Raw genomic sequence first — 19828 nt, 5'->3', positions numbered from 1 at the left:
TTGGCGCAGCGATGACGCCCGACTACTACCTGGTGCTGGCCGCGGTGCTGTTCACCATCGGCGCGGCCGGTGTGCTGATCCGGCGCAACGCGATCGTGCTGTTCATGTGCATCGAGCTGATGCTCAACGCGGCCAACCTGACGCTGGTCACCTTCAGCCGGATCAACGGTGACCTCAACGGCCAGATCATGGCGTTCTTCGTGATGGTGGTGGCGGCGGCCGAGGTCGTGGTCGGGCTCGCCATCATCATGGCGATCTTCCGGACCCGGCGCTCCGCGAGCGTCGACGACGCCAACCTGCTGAAGTACTGAGGGGTCCTGCGGTGGGAACGATTCTGACGAACGCCCCGGCTGAGCCGGCGGGCACCGTCGCGTACGCGACGGCGGACGGGCTGCTGGGCAGCGTCTGGCTGCTGGTGGCGATCCCGCTGGTCAGCGCGGCGATCCTGCTGCTGCTCGGCCGGCGGGCGGACCGCTGGGGGCACTGGCTCGGGGTGGCCGCCATCGGCGCCGCGTTCGTGCTGGGCCTGACCTACTTCTTCCAGCTGCGTGGCCTGGAGAACAAGTCGGTCGAGCTGAGCCTGTGGGACTTCATCACGGTCGGCGACCTGCGGGTGGACTTCGGCCTGCTCTTCGACCCGCTGGCCGCCGTCTTCGTACTGCTGATCACCGGGGTGGGTTTCCTGATCCACCTCTACGCGGTCGAGTACATGGCGCACGACGCGGGGCGCCGGCGGTTCTTCGGGTACTTCAACCTGTTCGTCGCGGCCATGCTCCTGCTGGTGCTCGGCAACAACTACGTGATGCTCTACTTCGGCTGGGAGGGCGTCGGTCTGGCGTCGTACCTGCTGATCTCCTTCTGGTACGAGCGGCCGAGCGCCGCCACGGCCGGCAAGAAGGCGTTCCTGATGAACCGGGTCGGCGATGCCGGCCTGGCGATCGGCATCTTCATCATGTTCGCCACCCTCGGCACCACCCAGTACGACGAGGTCTTCAACGGCGTCGGCTCGCTGACCGCGACCACGGTGCTGGTGCTCGGCCTGCTGCTGCTGCTCGGCGCGACCGGCAAGTCCGGCCAGTTCCCGCTCCAGGCATGGCTGCCGGACGCGATGGAGGGTCCGACCCCGGTGTCGGCGCTCATCCACGCCGCCACCATGGTCACGGCGGGCGTCTACCTGATCGCCCGCTCCAACCCGATCTTCTCGGCCAACTCCACCCTCCAGCTCGTGGTGGTGAGCGTCGGCGCGCTGACCCTGCTGATCGGCTGCGTCATCGGCGCGGCCAAGGACGACATCAAGCGGGTGCTGGCCTGGTCGACGGTGAGCCAGATCGGCTACATGTTCGTCGGTGTCGGCCTCGGTGGGGGCGCGTACGCGCTGGCCATCATCCACCTGCTGGCGCACGGCTTCTTCAAGGCCAACATGTTCCTCGGCGCCGGCTCGGTCATGCACGGCATGAACGACCAGGTGGACATCCGCCGCTTCGGTGGCCTCTCGAAGCACATGAAGATCACCTGGCTGACCTTCGCCGCCGGCTGGCTCGCGATCATCGGCATCCCGCCGCTCTCCGGCTACTTCTCGAAGGAGCCGATCATCGCGGCCGCCTTCGAGCGGGAGGACTGGACCGCCTGGCTCTTCGGCGGGGCGGCGCTGCTCGGCGCCGGGCTGACCGCCTTCTACATGACCCGGCTCTTCGTGCTCACCTTCCACGGGCCGAAGCGCTGGACGGAGGACATCGAGCACCCGCACGAGTCGCCGAAGCTGATGACGATCCCGCTGATCCTGCTGGCGGCCGGATCGGTGCTGGCCGGTGGACTGATGGCCTGGAACGACGGGGTCATCTCCTGGCTGACGCCGGTGCTCGGTGAGAAGCCCGGCGGGGAGGCGCACGGGGTGCTCTCGCACACCGTGATCACCGTGCTCTCGCTGCTGGTCACCGTGGTCGGCGCGGGCCTGGCCTGGTTCCTGTTCCGGGGCGGCACGGCCACCGCGCCGCAGCCGGCCGGGGTGCTGGTCACCGCCGCCCGGCGCAACCTCTACACCGACGCGTTCAACGAGGCGGTCTTCGAGAAGCCGGGCATCTTCCTCACCCGGGCGCTGGTCTACCTGGACAACCGGGGCGTCGACGGGCTGGTCAACGGCCTCGCGGCGGGGATCGGTGGCGGCTCGGGCCGGCTCCGGCGGCTCCAGACGGGCTTCGTCCGGTCGTACGCCACCTCGATCCTGGCCGGCGCGCTGCTGGTGGTGGCGGCGTTCCTGGCCGTCGAGGCGGGGTGGCTGGCGTGATCGACCTCTTCCAGGCGGCCGTCGTCGGCGGACCGCGCAGTGACGACGGAGGTAAGGCCGCATAATGTCCGACTTCCCGTTCCTCTCGGTGCTCACCGTGGCACCGCTGGTCGGTGCCCTGGTGGTGGCCTTCCTGCCGCGCAGCCGGCCGGAACTGGCCAAGCAGGTGGCGCTCGGCTGGTCGCTGCTGGTGCTGGCGCTGTCGGTGGTCATGTGGGTGACCTTCCAGGTCGGTGGTGACCGCTTCCAGTTCCGCGAGTCGTACCCGTGGATCCCGAACTGGGGCGTCAGCTTCACCTTCGCCGCCGACGGCATCGCGCTGGTCATGCTGATGCTGATCGCGGTGCTGGTGCCGCTGGTGATCCTGGCGTCCTGGCACGACGCCGAGTCGTCGAAGCGGTCAGTGCCGGTCTACTTCGCGCTGCTGCTCGTCCTCGAGTGCACGATGATCGGCGTCTTCGCCGCCGCCGACGTCTTCCTGTTCTACGTGTTCTTCGAGGTCATGCTGGTGCCGATGTACTTCCTCATCGGCAGCTACGGCGGCCACCAGCGGCAGTACGCGGCGGTGAAGTTCTTCCTCTACTCGCTCGTCGGCGGCCTGTTCATGCTCGCCGCGGTGATCGGCCTCTGGGTGGTCGGCGGGAAGACCTTCGACTGGCAGGCGCTGTCCCAGGTGGACATCTCCACCGGCACGGAGCGCTGGCTGTTCCTCGGCTTCTTCCTCGCGTTCGCGATCAAGGCGCCGTTCTTCCCGTTCCACACCTGGCTGCCGGACGCCGGTGGCGCGGCCCCGGCCGGCGCGGCGGCGCTGCTCGTCGGCGTGCTCGACAAGGTCGGCACGTTCGGCATCCTGCGCTACTGCCTGCCGCTGTTCCCGGACGCGGCCAAGTGGTTCGCCCCGTGGGCGCTGGCGCTGGGCCTGATCGGCATCATCTACGCCGCGCTGCTGGCGGTGGGCCAGAACGACCTCAAGCGGCTGGTGTCGTACACGTCGATCGCGCACTTCGGCTTCATCGGGGTGGGCATCTTCGCCTTCACCACCCAGGCGGGCACCGGCGCGGTGCTCTACATGCTCAACCACGGCCTCGCCACCGGCCTGCTCTTCCTGGTGGTGGGCATGCTCATCGCCCGGCGCGGCTCGGCGCTGATCAGCGACTTCGGCGGCGCCGGCAAGCTGGTGCCGCTCCTGGCCGGGGTGCTCTTCTTCGCCGGTCTGGCCTCGCTCGCGCTGCCCGGCACCGCGCCGTTCGTCTCCGAGTTCCTGGTGCTGATCGGCACGTTCACGGTGAACAAGCCGGTCGCGGTGATCGCGACGCTCGGCATCATCCTGGCCGCCGCGTACGTGCTGTGGATGGTGCAGCGCACCACGCAGGGCACGCTCAATCCGGCGCTGACCGAGGTCGACGGCATGCGGCGGGACCTCAACCTGCGCGAGAAGTTCGTGGTCGCCCCACTGATCGTGCTGATCGTGCTGCTCGGCTTCTACCCGAAGCCGGTGACCGACGTGATCAACCCGGCCGTGCAGGCGACCATGCAGGACATCGGCAGGACCGACCCCGCCCCGACCTCGGGCGGCACCGTCCAGGAGGCGGCAAAGTGAATGAGCTGAAACTGCCGTCGATCGACTACGCGGCGCTCGCGCCGACCCTGATCATGCTGGGTGCCGCGCTGCTCGGCGTGCTGGTCGAGGCGTTCGTGCCCCGCCGGCTCCGGCACGTGGTGCAGCTCTCGTTGGCCCTGCTGGCGGTGCTGGCCGCGCTGACCATGGTGGTGCTGGCGGCAGACGAGCGGTCGATCACCATCGGCGGGGCGATCGCGATCGACGGGCCGACGCTCTTCCTCCAGGGCGCGATCCTGGTCCTCGCCGCGATGGCGCTGCTGCTCATCGGCGAGCGCTCGGTGGAGCGGGGCGGGGCGTTCGTCGCCCAGGCCGCGGTCACCGCCGAGTCCGCCGACGACCGGCGGCAGGCCGAGGGCAAGAACGGCCTCACCGAGGTCTACCCGCTGACCACGTTCGCGATCGGCGGCATGCTGATCTTTGTGGCGGCGAACGACCTGCTGACCATGTTCATCGCGCTCGAGGTCTTCTCGCTGCCGCTGTACCTGCTCTGTGCGCTGGCCCGCCGCCGGCGGCTGCTGAGCCAGGAGGCCGCGCTGAAGTACTTCATGCTCGGCGCGTACGCCTCGGCCTTCTTCCTGTTCGGCGTGGCCCTGGTGTACGGCTTCACCGCGGGCGTCCCGGGCCGGCAGGCGGGCGTCGACTTCGCCACCGTCCACGCGGCCGTCGCCGACTCCCCGGCCAGCCCGGTGCTGCTCTTCGGCGGCATGGCGCTGCTCGCCATCGGTCTGCTCTTCAAGGCCGCGGCCGCCCCGTTCCACGTCTGGACGCCGGACGTCTACCAGGGCGCGCCGACCCCCATCACCGGCTTCATGGCCGCCTGCACCAAGGTCGCCGCGTTCGGCGCCCTGCTGCGGGTGTTCCACGTCGCCTTCGACGGGGCGCGGTGGGACTTCACCCCGGTCCTCGGCGCGGTGGCGGTGCTGACCATGCTGATCGGCGCGGTGCTGGCGGTCACCCAGACCGACATCAAGCGGCTGCTGGCGTACTCCTCGATCGCCAACGCCGGCTACCTGCTGGTGGGCGTGCTGGCGCCGAGCGCCGACGGGGTCTCCGGGACGATGTTCTACCTGGTCGCGTACGGCTTCTCGGTGCTCGCCGCGTTCGCCGTGGTGACCCTGGTGCGCGACGCCGACGGGGAGGCCACCCACCTGTCCCGCTGGGCCGGGCTGGGGCGGCGTTCGCCGTTCTACGCCGGCGTCTTCACCTTCATCCTGCTCGCCTTCGCCGGCATCCCGCTGACCAGCGGCTTCACGAGCAAGTTCGCGGTCTTCGGGCCGGCGCTCGACGGCGGGCAGGCGTGGCTGGTGATCGCCGGCGTGCTGACCAGCATGGTGCTGGCCTTCCCGTACCTGCGGGTCGTGGTGATGATGTGGCTCTCCGAGCCGGGCGAGTCGACGCCGACCGTCGCCGTGCCGGGCGGGCTGACCTCGGCCGCGCTGATGATCGGCGTGATCGCCACCCTGGTCCTCGGCGTCGCCCCGGCGCCGCTGCTCGACCTGGCCACCGGCGCCGCCGAATTTGTCAGATGACCGACGCTCGGGCCCGCGGGGGCCGGTACGCCACGGCGTGCCGGCCCCCGTGCCGTATCCCCCGTCCCGGGCAGGTCGGAGGGGTGTGGCATGGTTGAAGGCGTGGTGAATCCGGCTGGCGAGCGTTCAAGTGCCATCGGGTCCGGCGGCCGTCGGACCAGGGTGAGCACGAGTCAGTTCGGCGCGCTCGGCCTCTATCTCGCCGATCCTCGCGTCGAGGCGTCCGTGCTGGGCCTGCTGGAGGGCATCGAGGTCGAGTTGCGGGCCAGTGTGGCCAGTGCCGACCCGTTCGTCACCGAGGCCGCCCGGCATCTCGTGGAGGCCGGCGGCAAGCGGTTCCGCCCGCTGCTGGTGGCGTTGGGCGCGCAGTTCGGCGACCCGACCAGCGCCCAGGTCGTGCCGGCCGCGGTGGTGATGGAGCTCACCCACCTGGCGACGCTCTACCACGACGACGTGATGGACGAGGCCGCCGTGCGCCGGGGGGCGCCCAGCGCCAACTCCCGGTGGACCAACTCGGTCGCCATCCTCGTCGGCGACTACCTCTTCGCCCGCGCCGCCGACATCGCGGCCGACCTGGGCATCGAGGCCGTACGCCTCCAGGCGCGCACCTTCGCCCGGCTGGTGCACGGCCAGATCGCCGAGACCGTCGGCCCCCGCCCCGGCGACGACCCGGTGGCCCACTACCTGGACGTGATCGCGGGGAAGACCGGCTCGCTGATCGCCACCTCGGCCCGTTTCGGCGGCATGTTCGGCGGCGCCGCCCCGGAGCACATCGAGGCGCTGGCCGGCTACGGCGAGACCATCGGGGTGGCCTTCCAGCTCTCCGACGACCTGCTCGACATCGCCTCTGAGTCGGTGGAGTCGGGCAAGACGCCCGGCACCGACCTGCGTGAGGGCGTGCCGACCCTGCCGGTGCTCTACGCGCTCGCCTCGGACGACGCCGACGCCGCCTCGGTGCGGCTGCGGGAGATCCTGGCCACCGGCCCGCTGACCGACGACGACCTGCACGCCGAGGCGCTCGGCCTGCTCCGCGAGAGCCCGGCGCTCAAGCGGGCCCGGGAGACGGTCCGCAGCTACGCCGAGGAGGCCCGGGAGCAGCTCGCGCCGCTTCCGGAGGCCCCGGCCCGCCGCGCCCTCGAGTCCCTCTGCGACTACATCGCCGACCGCACGAGCTGACGCCCGTCCTGGCCGCCCCGGAGCAGGGGCGGCCAGGTGCGGCCGGTCATTCGTGCTCGTAGTGCTGGACCTGGATTCCCGCTCGGCGGACGATCACGTCGGCGTGGTCGCCGAACGTCTCCAGGAGCACGTCGTCGAAGCCGCACTGCTCGAGAGCCTCGGCGAAGGCGTACGCCCGCAGGTAGCGGGCCTCGTCGTGCCCTCGGTACGTGTCCCGCCTCGAGGAGGCCCAACCGCCCAGGGTCGGGTGCCGGTCGGCGTATTCGCCCACGCAGAGATCGTCCGGGTCGGCCTGCGGCCCGTCGGCGGTGGTGCGTACCCACACGTCCTGGACGCCGAAGACGCACGGCTCCCCGTCGTTGAAGTAGGGCGTGAACTGCCGCCAGCCGAACTCCGTGACGGCCTCGTCGTCGAGCAGGGCGCGCAGGAGCGGTCGCAGCTCCTCCAGGGGCCGCTGCGGGACCCGGTGGCCCTGGGTGATCTCACCCTCGACCGGGATGCCGAGGAAACTGACGTGACTCACTGGTCGCCTCCGAGCAGGGTGGAGAGGGGCAGGTCCTTGCGCTGGGCGCCGGACATCCAGGGGCGGATCGGCATCCCGTCGAGGTAGTCGGCGGGGCTGGGCAGCCAGCCCAGGTCCTCGAGCACGTGCCGTTCGGCGATCAGGCGGACCGGGACGCGCTTGCGGCCGACCTGCAGGGTGTCGCCGAAGATCCGCTGGCAGAGGTAGATGCCGGCGGTGTGGTGGTACATCGCGCGGTGCCGGACGTCCCCGATGATCTGTTTGGAGGAGTCGATGAACTCCTCGATCGGCAGGTAGTCCTCCGGGGTGCCGCCCCACTTGCGCGCCGCCGACTGCGCGTGGTGCCACGAATTCATGATCGATAAACTAGCCGTCGGCACCGACAGGATCGGCCCGGCCCGCTCACTCGCGGGCGAGCAGGCGGCTGCCGGTGAGCATCAGGGCGGCGGCGGCCAGCATGGCCGCCCCGGCGGTGAGCCACATCGCGGGGTAGCCGGCATGGGCGGCCACCGCGCCGAGGCCCAGCGGGCCGAGGCAGCCGCCCGCGTACACCCCGGTCTGGGTGATCGAGGTGGCGGCGGCCGGGGCCTGCGGGTGCAGCCGGACCACCGCGAACGTCATCAGCCCCGGCCACGCCCAGCCCAGGCCGAAGCCGAGCACCACGCCGAGGACCAGCGGCGCCGGGCCGGCGACGGCGAGCAGGCCCAGCCCGGCCGCGCCGACCACGAGCATGCCGGCGATGACGGCCACGTGCCCGGCGGGGCGCCGGTCCGCCAGCCAGCCCGCGCAGACCCGCGCGGTGACGCAGACCGCGCTGCCGAGGGTCAGGGTCAGCCCGGCCAGCCCGGGGGTGAGCCCCCGGTCGACGGCGGAGTCCACCACGAAGGTGCCCAGCGCGTTCGCGGCCGCCGCGGCGAGCATCGCGGCGGCCCCGACCACCAGCAGGGCCGCCGTGGCGCGGCCGGCGCGGGCGGGCGTGGCCGTCCGGCCCGGGCGCGGCTCCCGTGCGGGTACGGCCGGCAGCGCCGCCAGGGCCGCCCCGGCGGCCACCACGAACGCCCACCGCCAGCCGGCGGTCAGCGCGACCGTCGGCACCGCCGCGCCGGCCAGCAGGGTGGAGACGGGGATGGCGGCCTGCTTCACCCCGAACGACAGCCCCTGCCGCCGCGCCGGCACGTGCCGGGCCAGCGCGGCGTTGCTGGCGAGCTGGCCGAGGGCGTTGGCGGCGGCGCTGAGCGCCAGCAGCCCCACCAGCACGGCGTACGACCGGGCGAGGGCGGCGACGGCGAGCATCGCCCCGGCGGAGAGCAGGATGGCGCAGCGGGCCACCACGGCCGGCCCGTACCGGTCGACAAGCCTCCCGGAGGGCACCGACGCCAGCGCGCCGACCCCGAAGTAGACGGAGACGGCCAGGCCCAGCCCGGCGGGGGAGAAGCCGAGGTCGTCGCCCAACTGCACGGCGAGCCCGCCGACCAGGAAGACCGGCAGGACGGAGGCGATGGTGACGGCGACGGCACCGGCGGCGGCCCGGGCGGGGCGGGGCGGCGCGACGTCCGGGGCGGGGTGGAGCGCGGGGCGGGCCATGGTGCGGCAAACCTACGCGAGGTCGTCTCGGGTCACGCATCGTGCCGGTGCGGGTACGCGCTGTTCCCGGCGATCTGGCATCCTCCACCCGAACAGGCATTTCGCACCGGGCCTGTATTTCATATGGTGTAAGTCCCCGGCGGCGGAGGTGGTTGTGCGCGACCCCTTGGCGGAACCTTCGGATCTCATCCGGAGCGTGTCCCGCGCGCTACGAGTGCTCGAGTCGGTCGGTCGCGCCCCGAAGGGGCTGACCGTCAAGCAGATCGCCCGGCGGTGTGAGCTGACCGTGGCGACGACCTACCACCTGGTCCGCACCCTGGCCTACGAGGGCTACGTGATCCGGCGCGAGGACGGCACGTACATCGTGGGCCTGGAGGTGGCCGACCGTTACCGCGAGCTGGTGACGGCGTTCCGGGGGCCGCCGGCGGTCGGGGAGAGCCTGCGCCGGGCCGCCGTGGACACGGGCTACAGCCACTACCTGGGCCGGTTCGTGGGCGGTCAGGTGGCCGTTACGGCCGTCGCCGAGGGCCCCCGCTCGCCCTACCTCGAGGACCTGGTGCCCGGGTTCGACGAGGGGGCGCACGCGACCGCCCTGGGCAAGGCCCTGCTCGCCACGCTGACCGCCGAGCAGCGCTTCCGCTACCTGCGCGACTACGGCATGCGCCCGTTCACCTCCGCCACCCTGACCAGCACGGAGGCGTTCGAGGCCGACCTGGCCGCCGGCGACCGGCGCGGCATGCAGCTGGAGCTGGGGCAGTTCCGGCAGGGGGTGGCGTGCGCCGCGGTGCTGGTCAGCCCCGACAAGGACATGGAGCGCCGGGTGGTGCTGGCCTGCGCGCTGCCGGCCAGCGAGATGATGACCTCCGCCCGGGTGGTCCGGGCGAAGCTGCTCACCGCCGCCCGGGCCATCGCCGACGGCCTGGCGTCGGAGAGCTGACCCGTCCGGCCGGCACCGCCGCAGCCGCCGTGCCCGGAAACGGCCGAGGGCCCTCACCCCGGCTGGGTGAGGGCCCTCGGTGGCGGTCCAGCGCCGGACCGCCCGAGGAGGCGTCAGCTGCCGACCGGCCCGCCGTCGAGACGCCAGGTCACCACCACGCCGGGCTTGGCGTAGTCGCCGTCCGGCCAGTTCGAGGCCGGCTTCTCGACCGACGCGCCGCTGATCTCACCCGGGTGCTGCACGGCCACGAAGACCGAGCGGTTGTCCCCGGTGATGAACGGGCCGCAGGCCTCCGCGCCCACCGGCACGGTCAGGAACTGCTTCAGGTGGCCCCGCTCCGGTCCCTCGACGGCGGTCGCGAAGAGACCGTCGTTGCTGCCCAGCGCGTTGCCGTCGGTGGAGATCCAGAGGTTCCCCGTGGCGTCGAACGCCACGTTGTCCGGGCAGGAGATCGGGGAGACCGCCGCCTTGTCGTACCCGCCGAAGTACGTCGACGGGTCGGTCGGGTCGCCGCAGACGATCGGCAGCGACCAGGCGAACGTCTCGGCGGAGTTGTCGCCACGGTCCTCGACCAGCTCCAGCACCTGACCGTGCTTGTTCAGGTTGCGCGGGTTGGCCTCGTCGGCGGCCGGCTTGCCGGCCTTGCCCCGGTCGGTGTTGTTGGTCAGCGCCACGTACACCTTGCCGGTGAGCAGGCTCGGCTCGACGTCCTCCGGGCGGTCCATCTTGGTCGCCCCGACCTTGTCGCCGGCGAGCCGGGTGAAGGTCAGCACGTCGGCGGCGGTCATCCCGTCGACGTACGAGCGGTTGCCGCTGACCAGCTTGATCCAGCGACCCCGGCCGTTGAACGCGCCGTCGGCGGGAAGCTTGCCGGAACCGTCGATCTCGCCGGCGCTGGTCTGCTCCAGCTGGGCGACGTAGAGCGTGCCCGACTCCAGCAGGGTCAGGTTGTGCCTGCGGGCGACCCAGGAGTTGCCCTTCATGAACTTCTTGTCGGAGACGAACTTGTAGAGGTAGTCGAACCGCTCGTCGTCGCCCATGTACGCGACCACGTGCCCGCTGGCGGCGACGATGACGTTCGCGCCCTCGTGCTTGAACCGGCCCAGCGCGGTGTGCTTGCGCGGGCGGCTCTCCGGGTCGAACGGGTCGATCTCCACGATCCAGCCGTGCCGGTTGGCCTCGTTCGGGTGCTTGGCCAGGTCGAACCGCTCGTCGGCGCGCTCCCACTTGCGGCTGCCGCCCGGGTAACGGGTGGTGGTGGTGATGCCGTAGCGGGCCAGCTTCGGCTTGTCCGCCTCCGGCGCGCCGTCGCCGCCGACGAAGTACTGGTTGAAGTTCTCCTCGCCGGAGAGCACCGTGCCCCACGGGGTCACCCCGCCGGCGCAGTTGTTGAGGGTGCCGACGACCGTGCGGCCCTTCGGGTCGGCGGCGGTCCTCAGGGCGGCCGAACCGGCGGCCGGCCCGGTCAGCTCGAACTTCGTGGCCAGCGCCGTGATCCGCCGGTTGTACGGCCGCCGCCCCTTGGTGACCGGCCGCCACTGCCCGGTGCCGTCGACCCGCTCCAGCTCCACCACGGACATGCCGTGCGCGGCCATCGCGACCCGGAGCTGCTCCACGGTCAGCGCGTCCTGGCTCTTGAAGCCGGGGAACATCAGGTCCTCGTTGGTGTACTCGTGGTTGACCACGAGCAGCGCCCGCTGCCCGCGCCCGTCCAGCGGCAGCACCCCGACGAAGTCGTTGTTGTAGCCGAACTGCTTGGCCTGCGCGGCGGCGGTCTGGCCGTGCAGGTCGAACTCGGGCGCGCCCGGGACGACCGGGTCACCCCAGCGGATGACGACCGCGTGGTCGTACCCGTTGGGGACGACGAAGGTGTCCAGGGTGTTCGGCGGGACCGGCTTGAAGGTCAGCGCGCCGCTGCCGACGCCGCCGGAGGGGCGGCCGAAGCCGGCGTCCTCGGGCACCACGGGGGCGGCGGGGGCGGCCGCGGCGGGGGCGGCGCCGGCCAGCGCGCCGGCCGCCGCGCCGCCGAAGCCGAGGACCAGCGCGCCGACCGCGCCGGCCCGGACCACGCCGCGCCGGGAGACCTCCGCGCCCACCACGTCACCGAAGTACGCGTTGTCGGAGGTGTTCGGCACCGGGTGGTCGCAGGCGTTGCCGCACCGGTACAGACAGGTCATGGCGTCGCGGCTGCCGTGGCGGGTGGCGCCCAGCAACGGGAGCAGCCGGGGACGGTCGCTCATGGAAGGAGCCTCCTGGAGAGGGGTCGGTGCACGCCGGACAGCCGCTGGCGTGCGTACCCGCCGGACGGTAGGAGGACCCGGTGAGCGGGCGTCGGCGGCGGCGTGAACCGGGCGTGAACACCTCCGCCGGGACTGCCACGATGACCTGCGGCTGAACCGATCCGGGTGACGGCGCGTATTCCCGTGCGAACGCCACTGTCGGACTCGCGCCGAGAGCGAGGAGACCGCCATCAGCGACCACGACGCCCAACTGCTCCGCGCGCTGCACGACGAGCACGCGGAGGCGCTCTACGCGCACGCTCTGCGCCTCGTCAACGGCGACCGGCAGCGGGCCGAGGACCTGGTGCAGGAGACGCTGCTGCGGGCCTGGCGGCACCCGGAGTCCCTCGACCCGCAACGCGGCTCGGTCCGGGCCTGGCTCTTCACCACCGCCCGCAACCTGGCCATCGACGCCTGGCGGCGCCGCTCCACCCGGGTCGGCGAGGTCTTCACCGACGAGCTGCCCGAGCCGCCGGAGACGGTGGACGAGGCGGAACGCGCGGTGGAGGCGTGGACCGTCGCCGAGGCGCTGAACCGGCTCAGCCCCACCCACCGGGAGGTGCTGGTGGAGTGCTTCTACGAGGGGCGGTCGGTGGCCGAGGCGGCCACCCGGCTGGGCGTGCCGCCGGGCACCGTGAAGTCCCGGACGCACTACGCCCTGCGCTCACTACGGTTGGTCCTGGCCGAGATGGGGGTGACCGCATGACCCGGTGCGACTTCGCGCACGACGACGGCGCGTACGTGCTGGGTGCGCTGGCCCCCGCCGAACGGGCGGCCTACGAGCGGCACCTCGCCGGCTGCGCCGCGTGCCGCCAGGCCGTCGCCGAGATCGCCGTCCTGCCCGGCCTGTTGGGCCGGCTCGATCCGGCCAGGCTGGAGCAGTTCCCGGCGTCGCCGGAGAACCCCCGGGTGTCCGAGCTGCTCACCGCCGCGGGCGACCGCCGGCGCCGCGAGCGTTCGGCCACCCGCCGCCGGTATGCCCTCACCGCCCTCGCCGCCGCCGCGCTGGCCCTGGTCGTCGGCGTCGGCACCGCCGTGGTGCTGCCCCGCGAGGCGGCCACCCCGCCGCCCGGCGACGCGCGGATGGTCACCATGCAGCCGGTGGCCGGCACCGTGCCGGTGTACGCCGAGATCGCGCTGACCAGCACCGGCTGGGGCACCGAGGTGCGGATGCGCTGCGGGTACGTCGCCAGGCCGGGCTACGCCAAGGCGTACACCTTCCGGCTGGTGGCGCACGGCCCGGGCGGCGCGACGGAGCAGGTCGGCTCCTGGCTCGCCGCCCCCGGCGACGACCTGCGGATCACCGGCGCGACCCGCTTCACCGACGCCGAACTGGTTCGTCTGGAGCTGCTCCGCGCCGACGGCACCCCCGTCCTCGCCTACGACTTCCGCTGACCCGCCCCCTCACCCCCGTCCTCCCCCGCCCTGTCCCGCCCCCGCGCCGTCGCTCTCCCGCCCCCGCCGATCTTGCATCTTGTGCCCGTCAAATGCGAGATATGCCCCTTTTGTTCGGGCGGGAAGGGCAAGATCGCGAGAGGCGAGGGGGCGGGCGGGGGGTGGGCTGGGCGAGGTGAGGGTAGGAGCGGGCTGGGTTAGCGGGTTGTGGTCGGGGTCAGGGTCGGGGTCGGGGTGGGGCGGCGGGCGGCGACGGTGGCGGCGGGGGTGCGGCGGGAGTGGTGGAGGGCGTCGATGGTGAAGACGATCAGCGCGGCCCAGACCAGGGCGAAGCCGGCCAGCCGGGCCGGCGGCATCGGCTCGTGGAAGATCAGCACGCCGCAGCCGAGCTGGAGGATCGGGGCGAGGTACTGGAGCATGCCGAGACCGGTGAGCGGGAGCCGGTTGGCCGCCCCGGCGAAGAGCAGCAGCGGGATCGCGGTCGCCGCCCCGGCCGAGACCAGCAGCGCGGTGTGCCCGACCGAGACGTGCCCGAAGGTGGCGTCGCCGCTGGCGGTGAGCCAGCCCAGGTACGCCAGCGCGGGCAGCGCCAGCACCGCCGACTCGACGAAGAGCCCCTCCGCGGCGGGCAGCCCGAGCCGCTTCTTGACCAGGCCGTAGCCGGCGAAGGTGAGCGCCACGACCAGCGCCAGGTAGGGCAGCCGGCCGTAGTCGACGGTCAGCACCGCCACGGCCAGCCCGCCGATGCCGAGCGCCACCCACTGCGCGGGGCGCAGCCGCTCGCGCAGCACGGTGACGCCCAGCAGCACCACCACCAGCGGGTTGATGAAGTAGCCGAGGGCGGTCTCCACCACGCGGTCGGAGTTGACGCCGTAGATGAAGGTGGCCCAGTTGACGGCGATCAGCGCGGCGGCCACGCCGATGCCGGCCAGCGCGCGAGGCCGGCGCAGCAGCGCCCGCAGGAAGCCGAGGTTGCGCATCGCGGCCAGCAGCAGGGCGACGAACGCCACCGACCAGACGACCCGGTGGGCCAGGACCTCCATCGGGCCGGCCGGGCGGAGCAGCTTCAGGTAGAGCGGGAAGAAACCCCAGAGCAGGTACGCGCCGAAGCCGTAGAGGTAACCGAGGCGGAGTGGTGTCACGTTTCCACCGTAAGGGGCGAATGACCGCCCGGCTCCTTTCCGGTGACCGGGCTCACCGGCTGGTCCCGCTGGTCGAGCTGCATCCAGTGGTGCGGATCGGTCACCGGGGCGAAGCCTACCTTCGCGTACACCTCGTGGGCGTCGAAGGTGGCCAGCAGGATCCGGCGTACGCCCAGGCCGGCGAGGTGGTCGCGGACGGCGCCGGCCAGCCAGGTGCCCAGCCCCCGGCCGCGCTCGCCCGGGTCGACGTAGACGTCGCAGAGCCAGGCGAAGGTGGCCCCGTCGGTGACCGCCCGGGCGACGGCGACCTGCCGCCCGTCGCCGGGGCGGTAGACGCCGAACGCCACCGACCCGGCGAGCGCGCGCGCCACCGTCTCCCGGTCCCGCCCGATCGCCCAGTACGCGTCGGTGGAGAGCCAGTGGTGCACGCGGTCCAGGTCGATCCGATCCGGGTCGGTGCTGAGCAGGTAGCCGTCGTGGCGGGTCAGGGTGGTCACCCTGGTGACACTAGCCCGGCGACCCGGGCCGCTGAGCAGCCCGTTCCCGGCATCTGGAGGCCGCCCCACGGCGGTGCGGCTCAGTCCCGATCGAGCACGGCGCCCAGGATCCAGGTGACGATCCCGACGAAGAGCGCGCCGAGCACGGCCTCCGGCCAGAAGCTGTCGACATGGAAGGGCAACCCGGCCTGGTCGGCGATCCAGCTCGTGAGCAGGAACAGCAGCCCGTTGACCACCAGCGCGATCAGCCCGAGGGTCAGCAGGTAGAAGCCGCAGCCGACGGTCTTGATGACCGGCTGGAGCACCGCGTTGACCACGCCGAAGATCGCCGCGACGAGGACGAGCGTGGTGACCGCGTCGGTGGCGGACTCCGATTCCAGCGTGATGCCCGGGATGAGCAGCGTGGCCAGCCAGAAGGCCAGTGCCGTGCTGGCCAGCCGGATCAGCAGCCCCTTGAGGAATCCCATGGCGGGGATCGTGCCACGGACGCGCCACGTGCGGAACCCGCTAGGTCGCCGGACCGCCTCGGGAAGCCGGATCCGCGGCCGGCCGCCAGGCGAGTGGCGCGCCGGTCAGCGGCGGAAGAGACGTGGGTCAGCGGCGGAAGGGATGCCGGTCAGCGGCGAGCGGTGCGCCGGTCAGCGGCGGGAGGGGCGGCCGATGAGCTGTGACTCGATCGGGGTGGGCGAGAGCAGCGCCCAGCGCAACGCGCGCCGGTTGACCACCGCGACCATGTCGTCCCGGATCCGGGTCAGCCACTCCGCCGACCCACCGAGGCCCAACGCGGCGCCGGCCAGGGCTGCCTCGGCCGGGCCGAGGGGTTGCAGCACGGCCAGGTCGGCCCGGCCCAGCGCGTCGGCGTCGGCCGGGGTCAGTTCGTCGCGGACCAGTAGCGTGGCCCGCCACGCGGGGCCCGGTTCCGGGTCGGCCGGCGTCGGGCCGGCGTCGACGACCACCAGCAGCGGGCACAGCGGCGAGCCCGGTCCGCCGCCCACCGGCCGGCCCGGCGGAACCAGCGGGATCATCGCGCCCGGCGTGCCGACGCCCCGCACGAACGGCTCCCAGCTGCGGGGGCGCGCCGTCTGCACCACCACCCGGGCGCCGAGCGCCATGGCCCGCAGCGCGACGAGCTGCGCCGCGCGTACCCCGCCGACGAGCATCACCCGGGTGCTCTCCGGCCGGAACAGCCGGACGGTCACCGCGCCGCCGTGCCGGTTCGCGCCGACCATCAGCCCCGCCTCGCCGACGGTCAGCTCCAACGCGTCGGGCGCCGGTCCCGGCCCCGGCGCCCCCGCCGCCGCGAGCGGCAGCGTGGCCGCCAGCCCGTCGAGCTGCGCGCCGTCGAGCCGGTGCACCTCGCCGCCCACCTCGGTCACCAGCCGGCGCAGCGCCTGGGCCGCGACCGAGAGCTCCGCCGGGGTGGCGGCGGCCAGCCGTACGGCCACCTCGGTCGGCGCCGACGCGGGGTCGGCGCCGGCCCACGGCCCGGCGCAGAGCGACACCGTGGTCGCCGTCGCGGGCAGCGCGAGCAGCCGGGGCACCAGCCGCCGGCCGGCATCGGTGCGCGCGTCGGGCCAGCGGCGCAGCCGGAACGTGGTCTGGAGCAGGTCGCCCGCTCGCACCGCCTGCCAGGACTCCCGCGCCGGATGGTCGTCGTGGTGGGCCGACTCCGCCAGCACCCGCAGCGTCGCGTGCTCGCCGAGCGGGCGGGCGGTGACCGCCCCGAGCCGGCGCACGATCCGGCGTACGGTGCCGGAGAGCGCCCGCCGCAGCTGCTCGCCGGTCCAGCCCTCGGCGCGGAGCACCCGCACGGCGAGGACGGCCTGTTCCAGGCCGGCGAGCCGCCCGTCGGTGAGCTGCCGGTAGGACGTGGCGACCGTGCCGCCGCCCGCCCCGACCGTCGGCGCCGGCGCGCCGGTCAGCAGGAGCTGGAGCCGGACCGGCGGCCCGTCCGGCGCGGCCGCCGACAGCAGGGACGCCGGGAGCGGCAGCGCGTGGGGACCGTCGCCGAGCAGGTCGGCCGGGTCGCCGACCTCCACCAGGGCCACCATGCCGGCGGCGTCGTCGAGCACGGCGGCCGGCGTGCCGGCCAGCTCGGCGGGGCGGACCACCGCACCCGGGTCGACCAGGTCCAGCAGGGCAGCCGGGCCCGCGGCCGGCGGCAGGGCGCGGCGGCGGGTCGCATAGCCCAGGCCGGTGGCGAGCCACTCGAAGAGCCAGCGCCCCCGCAGCCGCACCCACGCCAGGGGCAGCAGCGCCCCGGCCAGCGCCACGGCGGCCAGCGCCGCGAGCACGCCCCGGCCGGCGGCCGCGACCAGGGCGGCCACCGCGACCTGCGCGGCGACGACCTGACCGGCCCGGACGCCGATGGTCCGCCGCCGGGCGGCCGGAATCCACTGTGGCGGCAGGACGGCGCGGGGCCCCGACGCGCCCGGCGTGGGACCGGCCGGCGTGGGTGGGACCGGCGCGGGGACGGCGGCGGCCGGCTGCGCGGCCGGCCGGGCCGGGTCCGTGCTCGTGGTCACCGTCACCGTGCCTCCTCGACCGGTCACCCGCCGCGACATCGACGCCGCCCATCGTAAGGGCCGGCCGGGGGGAGTGGGGGAGCGCGGTTGTCCACAGGGGATGGCGACGGGGTAGCAGAACCGCGACGGGGCGGCTACCGTCAGCGACGAGTTTGCTGACCCCCGCGCCCGCCGCGCTCGACGCCCGGGCGGCGCGAGCGGGGCGCCCGAGTTAGCGGGCGCGCCGACGGCCAGCCACGACCGATGAGACGAGGTGACGTCCGGGGTGTCCCAGACCCAGGCAGAAGCAGCGGTGATGCAGCAGACTGCCGCGAAGTTCGAGCAGGTGGACCAGTCCCTGCAGTCCATGCTGAGCAGCCTGATGGCCCAGCTGGAGGTGTTGCAGCAGGCCTGGCGCGGCGCCGGTGGGCGCTCGTTCGAGCAGGTCAAGCAGCAGTGGGCGCAGGACCAGGCGACGCTGCAGCGGGCGCTGCGGGAGACCGCTGGCGCCATCCGCACCGCCGGTCAGCAGTACGACGTCTCGGACAGCGAGGCCGCCAGCCGCGTGTCCACCACCAACCGCGGCGGCATCCAGCTGCCGCTCTGACCCGGTCTTCGGGGGAGGAGACATCCGATGGACCACGGTGTGCTGGTCGTCAACTTCGCCGCGTTGCAGCAGGCCAGCGCGGACATCCAGCGAGCCCTGAACACGCTCGACTCGCAGCTCGGGCAGCTCGAACGCGACGCCGCCCCGCTCGTGGCGAGCTGGTCCGGCGAGGCCCGGCAGGCGTACGAGCAGCGGCAGGGCCGTTGGCGCTCCGCCTCGCAGGATCTGCAGGCCATGCTGCGCGACATCAAGCTCGCGGTCGACGACTCCGCGGCCGACTATCTCGACACGGAGAAGAAGAACGTCGGCCTGTTCCAGTGAGCCACGCCCGGTGGTGGCGCCGACCCTGACCCGGTCGGCGCCACCACCGTCGTTCCAAGCTTGTGGCTGGGCGACTGGGCGGAGAGCCAGGCCCCGCGGCAGCACGCCGTCAGGCCGGACCGGCGGGCTGCCAGCGGCGGCGGGCGCCGCGCGGCACGATCAGGGCCAGCAGCGCAGCCACCGCGACCGCCGCTCCGCTGACCCCGGCCACCAGCAGCGCCCGGTCCCGGGCCGTCGCCCGGCGGGCCTGCTGCGCCACCAGCGCCGGATCGTCGCGGTCGTCGGCGAGCGCGGTGGCCGGGCGCGGCCGCTCGGGTGCCCCGCCGCCGGTCTCGGTGACCGCCCGGTACGGATTCAGCACCCCCGCGCCGTATCCGCCGCCCCCGCCGCCACCCGGCGCCGGATCGGCGCTCGCCACGATTCGCTGCGCCACCTGCGCCGCGCTCAGCTCCGGCCGGTACTGCCGCAGCAACGCGGCCGTGGCCGCCACGAAGGGCGCCGCGTAGCTGGTCCCCTCGGCCCGGTGGTGCCCCTGGCCGGGGGCGGCCATCAGCACGTCGCTGCCCGGGGCGACCAGGTCGACGTACGCGCCGGTCTGGGAGAACGGGGAGCGGGCCCCGTCCGCCCCGATCGCGCCCACCCCGAGCACCCCGTCGTACGCGGCCGGGTAGGGCCGGGGGTCGCCACTGTCGTGCAGGTTTCCGGCGGCGGCCACCACGACCACGTCCCGCTCGACCGCGTAGCCGACCGCGGCCCGCACCGCCGGGTTGTCCGCGTACAGCACGACGGAGAGGTTGAGCACGTCGGCGTCGTGGTCGACCGCCCAGCGGATGGCCCGGGCGAAGTCCTCGGCGCTGACCGTGCGCCCCGACTCCCGCCCCTCGACGACCTGCTGCTCGCTGACCCGTACCGGCAGGATCCGGGCGTCCGGGGCGAGCCCGTGGAACGCCACCCCGTCGCGGGGGCCGGCGGCGATGATGCTCGCCACGCCGGTGCCGTGACCGGCGCAGTCCCGGCCGCCGTCGCCGCCCGGGTCGAGCAGGTCGGTGCCGTCGAGGACCCGCCCGGCCAGCTGCGGGTGGCGGCGGTCCACCCCGGAGTCGACGACCGCCACCGTCACCCCGGCCCCGGTGGCCAACGGTGCGAGCCGCTCCGGGGCGTACCGCTGGTGGGGCCACGGCGGCCCGGACACCGGCCGGACCGGGGCGAGCGGGGACGGGCAGCCGGGGGCCGCCCGCGCGGTGAGCGCGGCGGGCCCGGAACGGCCGACGGTGACCGGTTCCGTGGCGGCCCGGGCCGGCCGGGCGGCGGCAGCCGGGGCGGCCGGGACGGCGGCCAGCAGCGCCGTCGTCAGGGCTGCCAGGAGCGGGCGCGCGGGGGACCGGGACATCGACCGCCTCCGTATCGTGTCGACTCCGGGACGGGATGT

General features: G+C 73.7%; 19 protein-coding genes. 10 read left to right on the top strand and 9 right to left on the bottom strand.

The genetic code is table 11. From position 1 onward, the window contains the following. The first annotated feature begins 11 nt into the window (after positions 1-11). From nuoK to ACGF5C_RS08155, 5 genes are all read left to right on the top strand, one after another. Positions 12-311, top strand: a complete 300-nt coding sequence (gene nuoK, locus ACGF5C_RS08175; protein ID WP_357702039.1) for an NADH-quinone oxidoreductase subunit NuoK — start codon at positions 12-14, stop codon at positions 309-311. Between the two features lie 11 nt (positions 312-322). Continuing rightward, positions 323-2284, top strand: coding sequence for an NADH-quinone oxidoreductase subunit L (gene nuoL, locus ACGF5C_RS08170; protein ID WP_393298150.1), 1962 nt, complete (start codon positions 323-325; stop codon positions 2282-2284). A 64-nt stretch (positions 2285-2348) separates the two neighbouring features. Beyond that, positions 2349-3884 carry an NADH-quinone oxidoreductase subunit M gene (locus ACGF5C_RS08165; protein WP_350701863.1) on the top strand — a complete coding sequence of 512 codons (1536 nt, stop codon included), beginning with the start codon at positions 2349-2351 and terminating at the stop codon, positions 3882-3884. Then, positions 3881-5434: an NADH-quinone oxidoreductase subunit NuoN gene (gene nuoN, locus ACGF5C_RS08160; protein WP_393298147.1), complete on the top strand. Its 1554-nt coding sequence runs from the start codon at positions 3881-3883 to the stop codon at positions 5432-5434. The genes ACGF5C_RS08165 and nuoN overlap by 4 nt, the downstream gene beginning before the upstream one ends. Positions 5435-5524: 90 nt before the next feature. Next, positions 5525-6610, top strand: coding sequence for a polyprenyl synthetase family protein (locus ACGF5C_RS08155; RefSeq protein ID WP_393298144.1), 1086 nt, complete (start codon positions 5525-5527; stop codon positions 6608-6610). Between the two features lie 46 nt (positions 6611-6656). Here the strand turns inward: ACGF5C_RS08155 and ACGF5C_RS08150 are convergent, their stop codons facing one another. From ACGF5C_RS08150 to ACGF5C_RS08140, 3 genes are read right to left on the bottom strand one after another with little or no spacing between them, the layout of a single operon-like run. Continuing rightward, the gene (locus ACGF5C_RS08150; protein WP_393298141.1) at positions 6657-7133 is read right to left on the bottom strand and encodes a hypothetical protein; all 477 of its coding nucleotides are present in this window, start codon (positions 7131-7133) and stop codon (positions 6657-6659) included. Beyond that, positions 7130-7489 (bottom strand): DUF6915 family protein, encoded by a 360-nt coding sequence (locus ACGF5C_RS08145; protein ID WP_357452455.1) that lies wholly within the window; start codon positions 7487-7489, stop codon positions 7130-7132. The genes ACGF5C_RS08150 and ACGF5C_RS08145 overlap by 4 nt, the downstream gene beginning before the upstream one ends. A 46-nt stretch (positions 7490-7535) precedes the next feature. After that, entirely contained in the window at positions 7536-8717 is a 1182-nt protein-coding gene (locus ACGF5C_RS08140) for an MFS transporter (protein ID WP_393298138.1), read from the bottom strand. A gap of 154 nt (positions 8718-8871) precedes the next feature. On the opposite strand from ACGF5C_RS08140, the gene ACGF5C_RS08135 reads away from it, so the two are divergent. Further along, positions 8872-9654 carry an IclR family transcriptional regulator gene (locus ACGF5C_RS08135; RefSeq protein WP_393298135.1) on the top strand — a complete coding sequence of 261 codons (783 nt, stop codon included), beginning with the start codon at positions 8872-8874 and terminating at the stop codon, positions 9652-9654. Positions 9655-9767: 113 nt separating this feature from the next. Here ACGF5C_RS08135 and ACGF5C_RS08130 read toward each other — a convergent pair whose 3' ends face one another. Continuing rightward, a complete protein-coding gene (locus ACGF5C_RS08130) occupies positions 9768-11894 on the bottom strand; it encodes a PhoX family protein (protein ID WP_393298132.1) in 2127 nt (708 codons plus the stop codon). A 250-nt stretch (positions 11895-12144) separates the two neighbouring features. Here ACGF5C_RS08130 and ACGF5C_RS08125 point away from each other — a divergent pair, with 250 nt between their 5' ends. Then, entirely contained in the window at positions 12145-12639 is a 495-nt protein-coding gene (locus ACGF5C_RS08125; RefSeq protein ID WP_393298417.1) for a sigma-70 family RNA polymerase sigma factor, read from the top strand. After that, positions 12636-13328, top strand: coding sequence for an anti-sigma factor family protein (locus ACGF5C_RS08120; RefSeq protein WP_393298129.1), 693 nt, complete (start codon positions 12636-12638; stop codon positions 13326-13328). The genes ACGF5C_RS08125 and ACGF5C_RS08120 overlap by 4 nt, the downstream gene beginning before the upstream one ends. Before the next feature lie 197 nt (positions 13329-13525). On the opposite strand, the gene rarD is transcribed toward ACGF5C_RS08120, so the two are convergent. From rarD to eccE, 4 genes are all read right to left on the bottom strand, one after another. Next, on the bottom strand, positions 13526-14470 hold the full coding sequence (gene rarD, locus ACGF5C_RS08115) for an EamA family transporter RarD (protein ID WP_393298126.1): 945 nt from the start codon (positions 14468-14470) through the stop codon (positions 13526-13528). After that, positions 14467-14967, bottom strand: coding sequence for a GNAT family N-acetyltransferase (locus ACGF5C_RS08110; protein ID WP_393298124.1), 501 nt, complete (start codon positions 14965-14967; stop codon positions 14467-14469). The genes rarD and ACGF5C_RS08110 overlap by 4 nt, the downstream gene beginning before the upstream one ends. Before the next feature lie 80 nt (positions 14968-15047). Continuing rightward, on the bottom strand, positions 15048-15434 hold the full coding sequence (locus ACGF5C_RS08105; RefSeq protein WP_350701847.1) for a phage holin family protein: 387 nt from the start codon (positions 15432-15434) through the stop codon (positions 15048-15050). A gap of 171 nt (positions 15435-15605) precedes the next feature. Beyond that, positions 15606-17531 carry a type VII secretion protein EccE gene (gene eccE, locus ACGF5C_RS08100; RefSeq protein WP_393298120.1) on the bottom strand — a complete coding sequence of 642 codons (1926 nt, stop codon included), beginning with the start codon at positions 17529-17531 and terminating at the stop codon, positions 15606-15608. 226 nt (positions 17532-17757) lie between these two features. Between eccE and ACGF5C_RS08095 the strand changes: the two genes are divergently transcribed. Both ACGF5C_RS08095 and ACGF5C_RS08090 read left to right on the top strand, forming a co-directional pair. Next, positions 17758-18078 carry a WXG100 family type VII secretion target gene (locus tag ACGF5C_RS08095; RefSeq protein ID WP_350701843.1) on the top strand — a complete coding sequence of 107 codons (321 nt, stop codon included), beginning with the start codon at positions 17758-17760 and terminating at the stop codon, positions 18076-18078. A gap of 27 nt (positions 18079-18105) precedes the next feature. Next, on the top strand, positions 18106-18399 hold the full coding sequence (locus ACGF5C_RS08090) for a WXG100 family type VII secretion target (protein WP_350701842.1): 294 nt from the start codon (positions 18106-18108) through the stop codon (positions 18397-18399). Between the two features lie 109 nt (positions 18400-18508). Here the strand turns inward: ACGF5C_RS08090 and mycP are convergent, their stop codons facing one another. Beyond that, positions 18509-19789, bottom strand: coding sequence for a type VII secretion-associated serine protease mycosin (gene mycP, locus ACGF5C_RS08085; protein WP_393298117.1), 1281 nt, complete (start codon positions 19787-19789; stop codon positions 18509-18511). Positions 19790-19828 lie beyond the last annotated feature (39 nt).

It is taken from the genome of Micromonospora sp. NPDC047620, from assembly GCF_043205005.1.
Classification (GTDB): domain Bacteria; phylum Actinomycetota; class Actinomycetes; order Mycobacteriales; family Micromonosporaceae; genus Micromonospora.
This window is presented reverse-complemented; position numbering and strand designations above follow the sequence as displayed.

What these genes read in the sequence shown, in the direction of transcription:
- ACGF5C_RS08145 (WP_357452455.1), bottom strand. Translation starts at nt 7,489, where the DNA reads ATGAATTCGTGGCACCACGCGCAGTCGGCGGCGCGCAAGTGGGGCGGC.
- ACGF5C_RS08165 (WP_350701863.1), top strand. Translation starts at nt 2,349, where the DNA reads ATGTCCGACTTCCCGTTCCTCTCGGTGCTCACCGTGGCACCGCTGGTC.
- ACGF5C_RS08090 (WP_350701842.1), top strand. Translation starts at nt 18,106, where the DNA reads ATGGACCACGGTGTGCTGGTCGTCAACTTCGCCGCGTTGCAGCAGGCC.
- eccE (WP_393298120.1), bottom strand. Translation starts at nt 17,531, where the DNA reads ATGTCGCGGCGGGTGACCGGTCGAGGAGGCACGGTGACGGTGACCACG.
- ACGF5C_RS08155 (WP_393298144.1), top strand. Translation starts at nt 5,525, where the DNA reads ATGGTTGAAGGCGTGGTGAATCCGGCTGGCGAGCGTTCAAGTGCCATC.
- mycP (WP_393298117.1), bottom strand. Translation starts at nt 19,789, where the DNA reads ATGTCCCGGTCCCCCGCGCGCCCGCTCCTGGCAGCCCTGACGACGGCG.
- ACGF5C_RS08105 (WP_350701847.1), bottom strand. Translation starts at nt 15,434, where the DNA reads ATGGGATTCCTCAAGGGGCTGCTGATCCGGCTGGCCAGCACGGCACTG.
- nuoK (WP_357702039.1), top strand. Translation starts at nt 12, where the DNA reads ATGACGCCCGACTACTACCTGGTGCTGGCCGCGGTGCTGTTCACCATC.
- ACGF5C_RS08120 (WP_393298129.1), top strand. Translation starts at nt 12,636, where the DNA reads ATGACCCGGTGCGACTTCGCGCACGACGACGGCGCGTACGTGCTGGGT.
- ACGF5C_RS08140 (WP_393298138.1), bottom strand. Translation starts at nt 8,717, where the DNA reads ATGGCCCGCCCCGCGCTCCACCCCGCCCCGGACGTCGCGCCGCCCCGC.
- ACGF5C_RS08130 (WP_393298132.1), bottom strand. Translation starts at nt 11,894, where the DNA reads ATGAGCGACCGTCCCCGGCTGCTCCCGTTGCTGGGCGCCACCCGCCAC.